This window comes from Spirosoma knui, from assembly GCF_054780635.1.
This window is the reverse complement of record NZ_BAAGVY010000002.1, coordinates 470,290-482,264: the sequence shown is the minus strand read 5'-3', so window position 1 is coordinate 482,264 and position 11,975 is coordinate 470,290. Positions and strand designations below refer to the sequence as shown.

Here is an 11,975-nt window from a genome sequence, read left to right as displayed (position 1 = left end):
TATTTTATGAAGCTTTCTGAAATTCTTCTGCTAGCCGTTGCCGCTGGCTTCCTGATCATCTGGATTGCGGAGTACCAGCGGACCGATTTTGCAGATAGTTACTGGCTGTTGATGCTGTGTTTAGCCTCGCTGCTGGCATTTCAGTACGTTAAGAACCGGCGGCTGGAACGAGAAAAAGCGGTGTCGCCAACCATTAAGCAAATGGCCGCTGACCGCAAGAAGAAGAAAAAATAGTAATGCACAGAAAGCGGCTGACCTGGTAGGTGTCAGCCGCTTTCTGTTCTGTTCAACCACCATTCATGGAATCCTACGTCTTGCTTTTTGGTGCCTTTTTAGCCCTCGTTCTGGCCGGTTTTTTTTCGGCCGTCGAGATGGCCTACGTCTCCGTAAACCGCATCTATTTTGAACTGCACAGCAAGCAAGGGCCCTTGGGGGAGAAACTGGTATCGGGGTTTCTGAAGAATCCGATTCTATTTGTTGGAACCACATTAACCGGTAACACTTTGTTTCTGGTTATCTATGCGGTTCTAGGCGTTACGTTCCTGAACCCGGTGCTAATGCAGGTCATTCCGGATGCGTACAACAGTCCATTACTGCTCGTTGGGCTGGAGACGCTGATTCTTACGGTTGTTTTTTTACCCATAGCCGACTATCTCCCAAAAAGTCTGGCGCTTATTCATCCTGACCGGTTTCTGGAGTGGTTGGCGATTCCGATCTGGGTTATTTTCAAAGCCATTGCTCCCATCGTTCGAATTTTGGTAGGCACCGCCCGTTTTTTCATCCGCTTCGTGATGGGTAATCGGAACCCCGAAATAAAGCCGGTATTCGGTTTGACGGATCTGAACCACTACCTGCAACAGTTGAATCAGAAGTCGGACACGGCAGAAGACGTAGAAGTAGACACCCGAATTTTCACCAATGCCATTGAATTCCGGGATGTTCGGGTGCGCGACTGTCTGGTGCCCCGCACGGAGATTACAGCCATTGATGTAGAGGATAGCGTTGAAGAACTACGGCAGGCTTTTCAGGACAGTGGTCACTCCAAGATTATCGTTTATCGGAACACAATTGATGATGTAATCGGCTATTGCCACGCGTTGTCTCTGTTTAAGAAGCCAGCTACGGTTGCCGAAATAAATACGCCCATTATCACCGTCCCGGAGACCATGCCCGCGCAGGATCTATTACTACGCTTCCTGACGGAGCGCAAAAGCCTGGCCCTGGTCGTTGACGAATTTGGAGGTACCGCCGGTATTGTGAGCGTGGAAGATATGGTTGAGCAGATATTCGGTGAAATTCAGGACGAGTACGACACGAACGAAGACTGGGTTGAGCGGCAGCTTGACGACACAAACTGGCTCCTCAGTGCCCGGCACGAAATTGACGACCTCAACGAGAAATACGGCTGGAGTATACCCGAAGGCGATTATGATACGCTGGGTGGCTTGATTCTGGCCACCAACGAAGACCTGCCCAAGGTAGGCGACGTTATCGATTACGCGCCGTTCTCCTTCACCATCGTGTCGATGGATGGCACCCGGATCGATACGGTGAAAGTTCGGTTAAATAAAGAGTAAAGAAACCTGACTTTCTTCGTAGGTCGCCTACCGACTCGTCTGGTAACAGGCTTTTATTGGGGGAGGTACACCCGGAACGTAGCGCCTTCGTTCAACTCGCTTTCCGCCGTGATCAGTCCATAATGATTCTCTACAACCCGCTTGCAAATGGCCAGACCTACGCCCGTGCCTTCGTAGCGCTGCCGGGTATGGAGCCGTTGAAAAACCTGAAAAATGCGCTCCGCGTGTTTGTTCTCGAAACCAATCCCATTATCTGTTACGCTGATTTCGTAGTACGTAACACCGGGTTTCAACCCAGCCGGCCCCTCGGTACCAGATATGGTTTTACAAGTGATTTGAACCGCACAAGGCCGGTCTGACAGGCGAAATTTAAGCGAGTTGGCCAACAGATTGCTGAACAGCTTATACAACTGCGACCGATCGCCCTGAACTGTGGGCAGTTTATCTACGTGCAGGCTTAAATTACTTTCCTGAAATTCTCTCTGGTATTCGTTCTCGACCTGAAGGAGAATATCGTTGAGCGAAACGGGCTGAAAAGGCTCTCGGTGGGTTGTAATGCGTGAATACGCCAGCACGTCTTTGATCAGCACCGACATTCGCTCCGTGGCGAGTTGCATACGGTTGACGATGTCCTTTCCGGTTTCGCCCAACTGAGGAGCAAACTGTTCCCGGAGCATATCACCAAAGGACGTAATTTTCCGTAGCGGCTCCTGCAAATCATGGCTGGCTACATACGCAAACTGACGCAGGTTATCATTAACGTGCAGCAGCTCACGGTTCGCCTGTTCAATCTGTTGTTGGTAGCCTTTACTGGCCGTAATGTCGACTAGGGTCAGCACAATGCCATCGTCCCATTTCACGACCGATAGCTCATACCAGCCACTTAACTGGTCATAATTGTATTCCTGCTCAAAACGGACTGGTTCACCCGTGTCGACTACCTGCACGTAACGGTCAAACAAACCGGTAGGCACTACGTTCGGAAAAAATTCGAGCATGGTATGACCAATCACCTCTTCGTCCGTCCGGACTGGGTTTCGACGGTTGGCTTCGTTCTGCGCAACGTATCGAAAATCGATTATCTGATTGGTCTGCGCATCCCGAACGGCCTTGAATGCAATGATCGCGTTCGATGAACTGTCTAAAACCGAGCGTAATAGATCGGTCTGCTTCTGGTTATCCAGCTCAGCCTGTTTTAACGCCGTTACGTCTACAAACGTAGTGATCACTCCATCGTGGAACGGCCGGATCCGGATATTGTACCAACCGTCGTAACCATCAACCGAAATATTTACCCCGTTTATTTTCGCCGGTTTACCGGTTTGGGCGACCGCAATATGCCAATCGAGTACGCCATTTGTTTTCGCTTCGGGCCAGATAAGCGAATAATACTGCCCAATCAGCTCACCTTTCAACCGTTGTGTAATCCGCTCTGCATCAACATTTATGTGCGTAAACTGAAAATCAACGATCTCTCCGGCCTGGTCACGAACCGAATGCATCACCGCTATGCCCGTCTGTGTATTGTCCAGAATTGCCTGCAAAAGCTCGGTTTCCTCTTGACGGGCTTTTTCAGCTTCCTTTAAACTCGTTATATCAGACCACGAAGCCAGTACACCATCACCAAACCTGGCCAGCGACTGCGCCATCCAGATGTTTCCTCCTCTAAAATAGTGCTCGATGTGCATCGGCAGTCCTGTTTTAACCACCTGAGCGTATTTCGAAAAAATGCCACTACTATGTCCATCGGGGTCTACAGTAAGCATAGTCTGATTTAGCATCTGCTCGCGTGACCGACCCGTTATGGCTACGGCCCGGTCGTTGCACCAAACAACGCTGAAGTCCACAATTCGCTCCTGTTCATCACGAATTGCCTGGCATAGCAGGATGCCATCCATCGAGTTTTGCAACACACTTTGCAGCAAGAGATCAGGCGGTTGAGTCGGTGGGTTCGGCATCATTACGTGAGAAGTGAGGAAGGAAATGCGGTCAATCCGTCTAAGATACTGGGTGTTACCAATCCTCCGCATTCAGGAACAAGAGTTGGCAACTGTTTTTATTAAACGGACTTATCGCCTAAACACTAAAGAACAATTACCAGGTTTGCTTACTTTTGAGGGTGTCATTATTTGTTAATCTGTGGACTCATTAGCCATTCAACAAGCCGTAGCCCGGCATCTGTTAGCGGTGCAGGCTGTACGACTACAACCTGACTCGCCGTTCACCTGGAGTTCGGGCTGGAAATCCCCTATCTACTGCGACAACCGGGTCACCCTCGCTCACCCAGACGTACGTACCTTTATTAAGAATGCGTTGGCGGATGCGATCCGGCAGCAATTTCCAGAAGCCACTGTTATTGCGGGCGTTGCCACAGCGGGCATTCCACAGGGAGTTTTGGTCGCCGACGTATTAGGTCTCCCCTACTGTTACGTTCGGCCCGAGCCCAAAGCTCATGGCATGGGTAAACAAATTGAAGGCCAGCTCGAAGCGGGTGCACGCGTAGTGGTTATCGAAGATCTGATTTCGACCGGCGGTAGCTCTCTGAAAGTTGTGGACGCCCTGCGGGCAGCGGGCGCTGAAGTGCTGGGGATGGCCGCTATTTTCACCTATGGCTTTCCGCTGGCTGACCAAAACTTCGCCAATAAGAACGTACCACTGGTTTGCTTAAGCAACTACGATGCCCTGCTCACCGAAGCGCAGACCCTCGACTACATCCCGGCTGAGGCAATGGCTTCGTTGTCAACCTGGCGGCAGAACCCCGGCGAATGGGGTAAATAACACGCTGCCTCTGGTCGGTGCGTACAGCATCGAACTCGTAAAAACTTAACCTAACGTTTGCTTAATGGCCACAATCTCTGCCCGTATTGAACGTACTCCGTACGAAACCCACCTCACCACCGGATCGCAGGTGATTGTTGTCGATGAACCGCCGGAAGTGGGCGGTCAGGACCGTGGTATGCGGCCAGGTGAGTTACTGGCGGGGGCGCTGGCTTCCTGTACGGTCATTACGTTACGTATGTATGCCGACCGCAAAGGCTGGCCGCTCGATGCGGTAGTGGCGCACGTCAACTACACCCATGATCCCGTTACCAAACGATCGCTGTTCAGCCTGCAATTGGTTTTGACGGGTGATTTGGATGCCGACCAGCGGGCTCGTTTGCTGGAGATGGCCGACCGATGTCCTATTCATCGAACTTTACAGGAGCCCATTGACTTTGAGACTACCTTAGTTCCATAACTAACCGCACGACTATGAATACGGCTGAACACGACTCCGAAGAAAACATCACAAAAACGTATACCAATGGAGAGATCACTGTTCTATGGAAGCCCAGCGTTTGCATTCATTCTAAATTATGCTGGACGCAGCTGATCGAAGTATTCAACCCCAGAGCCAGACCATGGGTCAACATGCGTGGTGCCACAAGCGAACGCATTGCTGAGCAAGTGGAGCGCTGTCCGTCGAAAGCCTTAAGCTACGTTCGGAATGTCGACCATATAAAGGCGGAAGATGTGCGGGCGGAAAGCCTGGTAGAAACCGTCCCTAATGGACCGCTCCTGGTGTACGGCAATATAGTCGTAAAAGATACAAATGGACACGAAACGCCTAAGCACAAAGTCACCGCCTTTTGTCGTTGTGGGGCTAGCAATAATAAGCCCTATTGCGATGGCTCACACTTGCGGATAGGCTTTCAGGGCTGATACGTCACCTGCTGTAGATAAACAAAAGGCAACCCCGAATGAGGTTGCCTTTTTCAATTATAGGTAACGAGCTTACGCCACGGCCTCGTACAGCTCCTCGCGCTGGGCTTTTACCCGGTCGTCGGAGATGTATTCGTCGTAGGTCATTAGTTTATCAAGAATACCCGCTGGCGTAATTTCGATGATGCGATTGGCCACGGTCTGCGCAAACTGGTGGTCATGCGAAGTGAACAGAACTGGGCCTTTGAAATCGATCAGACCGTTGTTAAGGGATTCAATCGATTCGAGGTCGAGGTGGTTGGTCGGCTCGTCGAGCATGAGGACGTTGGCCCCCGACAGCATCATTTTCGACAGCATACACCGCACCTTTTCGCCCCCACTCAGCACGGTCGCTTTTTTCAGCGATTCTTCGCCCGAAAAAAGCATTCGGCCCAGAAAACCGCGAATAAAACTCTCATCTTTTTCCACTGAATACTGCCGCAGCCAGTCGACCAGGTTCAGATCGGTCTGGAAGTATTTCTCTTTCTCGGTATCGTTTGGAAAATACGACATCGTAATGGTAACGCCCCAGCGGAACGTACCCGAATCCGCTTTCCGCTCGCCTGACAGAATATCCATCAGGGCAGATACGGCCAGGCCATCCCGGCTGTACATGAAAATTTTATCCTGCCGATTCACCGTGAACGACATGTTCTCGAACAGCTTGGTGCCATCCTCCGCCGTGTACGTAAGGTTTTCGACCGTCAGGATCTGATCGCCGGGTTCACGTTCCGGCTTAAAGTTCACGTACGGGTACTTCCGCGACGACGGCTGAATATCCTCAATCGTTAATTTTTCGAGCAGCTTAGCGCGGCTGGTCGCCTGCTTCGACTTCGACGCGTTTGCCGAGAACCGGCGAATGAATTCTTCCAGTTCTTTCCGTTTGTCTTCCGTCTTTTTGTTCTGATCCTGCCGTTGTTTTAAGGCTAACTGGCTTGATTCATACCAGAAGGAGTAGTTTCCGGTAAATAACTTAACCTTGGCAAAATCAATGTCGACAATCTGCGTACAGACCTGGTCGAGGAAGTGACGGTCGTGGGATACCACAATGACGGTATTGTTGAAATTGGCCAGGAAGTTCTCCAGCCAAATACTCGACTCTACATCCAGGTTGTTGGTCGGCTCGTCAAGCAGCAGAATGTCCGGATTTCCAAACAACGCCTGTGCCAGCAGCACCCGTACTTTTTCCGACCCGTTGAGGTCCGACATCAGGCTGTAGTGAATGTCTTCTTTGATACCCAGGCCCGACAATAACGACGCAGCATCAGATTCAGCGTCCCAGCCGTTCATTTCGGCAAATTCAGCTTCCAGTTCAGCCGCCCGCTCGCCGTCTGCATCCGTGAAATCAGCCTTGGCGTACAGCTCGTCTTTTTCCTGCATGATGTCGTACAGGCGCTGGTTGCCCATAATCACCGTTTGCAGCACCGGATACTCGTCGTAGGCCGACTGGTTCTGCTTCAGTACTGACATGCGTTCACCGGGCGAAATGCTTACCGAACCGGTTTGCGGCTCAATTTCACCCGATAGTATTTTAAGAAATGTTGATTTTCCGGCTCCGTTGGCACCAATGACACCATAGCAGTTGCCGGAAGTAAATTTTATGTTGACGTCGTCGAACAGCACCCGCTTTCCATAGCGGAGCGAGACGTTTTGTACCGTGATCATGGCGCGTTATTTCCCGTTCAGATTGAAAGACAAAGGTACGAACTTTTGGCGGGAAAAGGGAATTATGGCCGTTTACGCACCCCGACCCAACGGGCAAACGGTTATCGTACTCTGCCTTAAAATGAATAGCTTTGCCAGCCAAGCTTAAGCGTATCGCTACCCATGCTGCAACCGACCACCCTATCGTTCCTGACCGACCTAAAAGCGAACAACAGCAAAGCCTGGTTCGATGAGAACAGAAAGGCTTACGAAGCCGCCAGAGTTGATTTTGTTCAATTTGTAGCTAAGCTGATTGAAGGCTTGGGCGCACTGGACCCAGACATTGCCGAAACGCCTTTACAGGCTAAAAGCTGCCTCTTCCGCATCAACCGCGACGTCCGATTTTCAACTGACAAATCGCCCTACAAGACCAATTTTGGTGCCTGGTTCAACAAAGGTGGCAAGAAACTGGAATCAGCCGGGTATTACGTGAATATCCAGCCCGGTAACTGTTTTGTTGCGGGTGGCTTGTACATGCCCGACCCGACGGTGCTGGCTACGGTTCGCCAGGAGATTGATTACAATCTGGAAGAATTTGAGTCCCTGCTAAAAGCGCCCTCTTTCACGAGTCACTTCGCCGGATTAAACCGCGACGAAGCCTTACAACGGCCACCCAAAGGGTATACGGCTGATAATCCTGCCGTTGAATATTTGAAGTTGAAGAGCTTTACGGCTTCGCATAAGCTCCCTGACTCCGCACTGACGAAACCAACCTTTACCAAACAGGTACTGAGTGCGTTTGCGGGTTTGCAGCCGTTAGTAGCTTATCTCAATCGGGCCGTTGTGGAGCGATAATGGCCTCCCTTAGCGAACCACCGTCGCAGTGACCCGCCAGGGAAAATGCAATACGTATTATAGTGCCAGATGCTTCGATTGAACGGGTTCTCCGTAGAAGATGGCAGCTTGTCGGTCGAAATCGTCGGTAGAATCAGTCGTCAGAAAAGCCCGCTGGCCATGCTTGCTGCATTGCATTTCGATCTCGGGGTGCCGGTGCAGGTAGTCAGCCAAACGGTCAGCGACAATACCGCCCTGGCTGACTATCGTTGCGTTGACCGGGGTGTATTGCCGGATCTTGTCCAGCAGCAACGGATAATGCGTGCAGGCGAGCAGCAACGTATCAATCTGACTTGACTGCGCCAGCAATCGGTCAATGTGCTGCTTGACAAAATAATCGGCTCCAGCACTGGCGTATTCGCCGTTTTCAACCAGTGGGACCCACATCGGGCAGGCTTCCTGATATACCTCCACTCCGGGAAAGAACTTCTCGATCTCAACCCGGTAAGACTCTGACGTAACGGTACCACGCGTCGCCAGAATGCCCACATTACCCGTTTTCGAATAACTACCGATTACTTCGGTGGTGGGCCGAATAACACCTAATACCCGAACTGGGCGGTCCGGGCGTTCGAGAGCGAGTTTGGGCAGATCAAGCTGCTGGATGTTACGTAACGCCTTGGCCGAAGCTGTGTTGCAGGCCAGAATGACCAGCTTACACCCCTGATCGAAAAGATGTCGAACGCATTCCAGTGTATAGTGGTACACCGTGTCGAAAGAGCGCGTACCGTAGGGCGTACGGGCATTATCGCCCAGGTATACGTAGTCGTACTGAGGCAGTTTCCGAACGATTTCGCGCAGTATGGTTAAGCCGCCATAGCCCGAATCGAATACGCCAATGGGTTGAGTCATAAAAGTCGCTAGTGGTCATTACTAATCATGGATGGTCATTGTTCTACAACGAATGACCGTCCATGACTAATAATGACTAACAATTATCCCAGCAGCGCTTTCCCCTGTTCCAAGGCAGCATCGAGGCCGCTGGAATCGGAGCCACCAGCTGTGGCAAAAAACGGTTGGCCACCACCGCCACCTTTGATGTTTTTAGCCAGTTCTTTCACGACCTGACCCGCGTTCAGATTCTTGGATTGGATCAACGTATCGGGCAGCATAACCGCCAGTTGGGGCTTGCCGTTGATGTCGGCTCCGAGTACAACAGCGAGGTTGTCAACCTTGGCTTTGAGATCGTAGGCCAGTTGCTTGAGGGCATCAGCGTTCGGGACGCTTACTTTCTCAACGAGAACGCTGTGCCCATTCACGGCGACAACCTTCTCCAGCAACTGGTTCTTGAGTTGCTGTACTTTTTCGTTTTGTAAGGCTTCGACCTGCTTCTGTAGGGCGCTACGTTCTTCGAGCAGCGTCTGAACCGCTTTCACTACGTCTTTCGGAGCTTTAAGCAACTCTTTGAGTTCGCTCATGACGGCCATCTGCTCGTTGATCAGTTGCTCAGCCCCAGCCGAAGTTTTAGCCTCTACCCGCCGAACGCCCGTTGATACGGAACCTTCGCCGGTGAACTTGAACAGACCAATATGGCCCGTAGCCGGTACGTGTGTACCACCGCATAGCTCAACAGAATAGTTTGGATCGAAGGTGATCACCCGAACGAAATCGCCGTACTTCTCGCCGAACAACGCGGTAGCACCCATTTGCTTCGCCTGTTCGATCGGTACGTTACGTTTCTCATCGAGCTTAATGTCTTCGCGGATTTTCTCGTTCACAATCCGTTCCACTTCCGCTAATTGCTCGTCTGTCACCTTGCTGAAGTGCGAAAAGTCGAACCGCAACGCGTCGGGACCAACATAAGAACCTTTTTGTGCTACGTGCGTCCCCAGCACATCGCGCAGGGCGGAATGCAACAGGTGCGTAGCGGAGTGGTTGCTGCTGGTTAGGCCACGACGGGCCGTATTGATCACCGCATAAACCGAATCGGCTTCCGTCAGCAGATCGTCAATGCCCTCCACGTTCTGGACAATGTGAATGACCAGGTCGTTTTCTTTCTTGGTATCGAGCACCGTCAACGTAGCGATCTGCTCAGAACCAGCCTCACCGTTGCGGAATAGTTCAAGCGTACCCGTATCGCCAATTTGTCCGCCGGATTCGGCATAGAACGGCGTTTTGTCGAGGACGACCTGAACCTGCGTTCCCTGCTTGTTCTGAATCTTGCGATATTTCACAATCTGGGCATACGCTTCGGGCTGGTCGTAACCGACGAACTGAACTTTATCATCTAGTTCAGCCAGATCGATCCAGTCACCCGCCGACGATTGAGCGTCCTTCCGCGAGCGGGCTTTCTGCTCCTGTAACGCCTTCTGGAAACCTTCCTCGTCGATGCTCAGCCCTTTTTCGCGAGCGATCAGGGCTGTCAAATCGGCGGGAAATCCGAACGTATCGTTTAGTTCAAAAACGGTTTCGCCAGGGATTTCCGACTTGCCTTCGGTGGTCAGTTGGCTAATGATCTGGTCCAGACGGCCCAAACCAGTACCCAACGTCCGAAGGAAAGCGATTTCTTCTTCCCGAATGACCGTTGCCACGAAATCGCGCTGAATATTCAGTTCGGGGAAGACATCGGCAAACTGCATGGCCAGCGTTGGCACGAGCTTGGTCATAAACGGCTCGGTCAGGTTCAGGTACGAATAGCCGTAGCGAATAGCCCGACGCAGAATCCGACGGATTACGTAACCCGCCTTGGCATTGCTCGGCACCAGCCCATCGGCAATCGCAAACGACACGGCCCGAATATGGTCGGCAATCACGCGCATCGCTACGTCCGATTTCTCCATCGTGCCCTTATACTGAACTCCTGACAGCTCTTCGATGACGTTGATCGTACCCGAAAAGACGTCCGTATCGTAGTTTGACCGCTTCTGCTGAATGGCCATGCATAAGCGCTCGAAGCCCATGCCCGTATCGACGTGACGGGCTGGCAGCGGCTCCAGCGATCCGTCGGCCTTGCGGTTAAACTGCATGAACACCAGGTTCCAGATTTCGACAACCAGCGGGTGATCGGCATTGACTAATTCCTTACCGGACTTTTCGGCTACCTCTTCGGCCGAGCGCAAGTCGACGTGGATTTCGGAGCAGGGACCACACGGCCCCGTATCGCCCATTTCCCAGAAATTATCTTTCTTGTTGCCGTAAATAATCCGGTCTTCGCCAACAATAGGTTTCCAGAGATCGAACGCTTCCTGATCAAAGGGGACGTTGTCTTTTTCGTCGCCCTGAAACACCGATACGTAGAGCCGGTCTTTCGGTAGTTTATAGACCTCCGTTAGCAATTCCCACGCCCAGGCGATGGCTTCTTTTTTGAAGTAATCACCGAACGACCAATTGCCGAGCATCTCGAACATAGTGTGGTGATACGTATCGAAACCGACATCTTCGAGGTCGTTATGCTTACCGGAAACGCGCAAGCATTTTTGCGTATCAGCTACGCGCCGGGAAGGCGGATTTCCGTTGCCTAAAAAGAAGTCTTTAAACTGCGCCATACCCGAGTTATTGAACATCAGCGTGGGGTCGTTTTTGGCGACCAGCGGGGCCGATGCAACAATCAGGTGATCTTTGGAGCGGAAGAAGTCGAGAAAATGCCGACGTATTTCGTGGGAAGTCATAAGTTTAAGCTCTACTCACATATGAATACTAATTAGTGTCATTCTGCTTCGGCGTGTACACTAATCAAAATCCATTAACTCTTGATACTGTGCAAAATTACGCCAAAACTTGCGTTTATTCAGGCAGATTGGCAAGTTTGTCATATGGACGGTGCGGGCAAGCTATACTATGGGATTAAGGAGGTGGCAGAGATGTTTAAGATCAATGCCTCCAAGCTGCGCTTTTACGAAAAGGAATTTCCGACGCTCCAGCCCAAAAAGAACCGTTCTGGCGATCGGGTTTACACCCAGTCCGACATCGATCAACTGAAAGAAATTTTCGAGCTGATCAACGAAAAAGGCTACACCTTGCCCGGCGCGCGTGAGTACCTGAAGAAGCGCGACACCAGCCGACGTGAAAGCGCCCGATTAACTGCCAAACTCTTAGAGTTAAAAGCTTTTTTGAAACAGATGCGCGACAACCTGGACCATTTAGACAATTCGTAACGCCAATATCTGCACGTACACTATT

11 protein-coding genes are annotated in these 11,975 nt (G+C 51.3%); 7 read left to right on the top strand and 4 right to left on the bottom strand.

Going from position 1 to position 11,975, the window contains the following annotated elements:
• The first annotated feature begins 6 nt into the window (after positions 1-6).
• A complete protein-coding gene (locus tag ACYVIY_RS06700) occupies positions 7-234 on the top strand; it encodes a hypothetical protein (RefSeq protein WP_460975527.1) in 228 nt (75 codons plus the stop codon).
• A gap of 65 nt (positions 235-299) precedes the next feature.
• Positions 300-1,577, top strand: coding sequence for a hemolysin family protein (locus ACYVIY_RS06695; RefSeq protein WP_460975526.1), 1,278 nt, complete (start codon positions 300-302; stop codon positions 1,575-1,577).
• A gap of 53 nt (positions 1,578-1,630) precedes the next feature.
• On the opposite strand, the gene ACYVIY_RS06690 is transcribed toward ACYVIY_RS06695, so the two are convergent.
• On the bottom strand, positions 1,631-3,538 hold the full coding sequence (locus ACYVIY_RS06690; RefSeq protein WP_460975525.1) for a sensor histidine kinase: 1,908 nt from the start codon (positions 3,536-3,538) through the stop codon (positions 1,631-1,633).
• A 178-nt stretch (positions 3,539-3,716) separates the two neighbouring features.
• Here ACYVIY_RS06690 and pyrE point away from each other — a divergent pair, with 178 nt between their 5' ends.
• The 3 genes from pyrE to ACYVIY_RS06675 all read left to right on the top strand — a co-directional run bounded on the left by pyrE (position 3,717) and on the right by ACYVIY_RS06675 (position 5,279).
• Entirely contained in the window at positions 3,717-4,355 is a 639-nt protein-coding gene (gene pyrE, locus ACYVIY_RS06685; protein ID WP_460975524.1) for an orotate phosphoribosyltransferase, read from the top strand.
• A gap of 64 nt (positions 4,356-4,419) precedes the next feature.
• Complete coding sequence (locus ACYVIY_RS06680) at positions 4,420-4,815, top strand: OsmC family protein (RefSeq protein WP_460975523.1); 396 nt, start codon at positions 4,420-4,422, stop codon at positions 4,813-4,815.
• A 14-nt stretch (positions 4,816-4,829) separates the two neighbouring features.
• Positions 4,830-5,279, top strand: a complete 450-nt coding sequence (locus tag ACYVIY_RS06675) for a (4Fe-4S)-binding protein (protein WP_460975522.1) — start codon at positions 4,830-4,832, stop codon at positions 5,277-5,279.
• 72 nt (positions 5,280-5,351) lie between these two features.
• Here ACYVIY_RS06675 and ACYVIY_RS06670 read toward each other — a convergent pair whose 3' ends face one another.
• The gene (locus ACYVIY_RS06670) at positions 5,352-6,983 is read right to left on the bottom strand and encodes an ABC-F family ATP-binding cassette domain-containing protein (RefSeq protein WP_460975521.1); all 1,632 of its coding nucleotides are present in this window, start codon (positions 6,981-6,983) and stop codon (positions 5,352-5,354) included.
• Between the two features lie 162 nt (positions 6,984-7,145).
• Between ACYVIY_RS06670 and ACYVIY_RS06665 the strand changes: the two genes are divergently transcribed.
• On the top strand, positions 7,146-7,817 hold the full coding sequence (locus tag ACYVIY_RS06665; protein ID WP_460975520.1) for a DUF2461 domain-containing protein: 672 nt from the start codon (positions 7,146-7,148) through the stop codon (positions 7,815-7,817).
• Positions 7,818-7,874: 57 nt separating this feature from the next.
• Here ACYVIY_RS06665 and murI read toward each other — a convergent pair whose 3' ends face one another.
• Positions 7,875-8,708: a glutamate racemase gene (gene murI, locus ACYVIY_RS06660; protein ID WP_460975519.1), complete on the bottom strand. Its 834-nt coding sequence runs from the start codon at positions 8,706-8,708 to the stop codon at positions 7,875-7,877.
• 83 nt (positions 8,709-8,791) lie between these two features.
• Positions 8,792-11,464 carry an alanine--tRNA ligase gene (gene alaS, locus ACYVIY_RS06655; protein ID WP_460975518.1) on the bottom strand — a complete coding sequence of 891 codons (2,673 nt, stop codon included), beginning with the start codon at positions 11,462-11,464 and terminating at the stop codon, positions 8,792-8,794.
• Positions 11,465-11,545: 81 nt separating this feature from the next.
• Here alaS and ACYVIY_RS06650 point away from each other — a divergent pair, with 81 nt between their 5' ends.
• Positions 11,546-11,950: a MerR family transcriptional regulator gene (locus ACYVIY_RS06650; protein ID WP_460975517.1), complete on the top strand. Its 405-nt coding sequence runs from the start codon at positions 11,546-11,548 to the stop codon at positions 11,948-11,950.
• The last annotated feature ends 25 nt before the right edge of the window (positions 11,951-11,975 follow it).

Excerpts from the sequence above, each read along its gene's own strand:
- alaS (WP_460975518.1), bottom strand. The coding sequence starts at position 11,464 with ATGACTTCCCACGAAATACGTCGGCATTTTCTCGACTTCTTCCGCTCC.
- ACYVIY_RS06680 (WP_460975523.1), top strand. The coding sequence starts at position 4,420 with ATGGCCACAATCTCTGCCCGTATTGAACGTACTCCGTACGAAACCCAC.
- ACYVIY_RS06670 (WP_460975521.1), bottom strand. The coding sequence starts at position 6,983 with ATGATCACGGTACAAAACGTCTCGCTCCGCTATGGAAAGCGGGTGCTG.
- ACYVIY_RS06700 (WP_460975527.1), top strand. The coding sequence starts at position 7 with ATGAAGCTTTCTGAAATTCTTCTGCTAGCCGTTGCCGCTGGCTTCCTG.
- murI (WP_460975519.1), bottom strand. The coding sequence starts at position 8,708 with ATGACTCAACCCATTGGCGTATTCGATTCGGGCTATGGCGGCTTAACC.
- ACYVIY_RS06690 (WP_460975525.1), bottom strand. The coding sequence starts at position 3,538 with ATGATGCCGAACCCACCGACTCAACCGCCTGATCTCTTGCTGCAAAGT.
- ACYVIY_RS06665 (WP_460975520.1), top strand. The coding sequence starts at position 7,146 with ATGCTGCAACCGACCACCCTATCGTTCCTGACCGACCTAAAAGCGAAC.
- ACYVIY_RS06675 (WP_460975522.1), top strand. The coding sequence starts at position 4,830 with ATGAATACGGCTGAACACGACTCCGAAGAAAACATCACAAAAACGTAT.
- ACYVIY_RS06695 (WP_460975526.1), top strand. The coding sequence starts at position 300 with ATGGAATCCTACGTCTTGCTTTTTGGTGCCTTTTTAGCCCTCGTTCTG.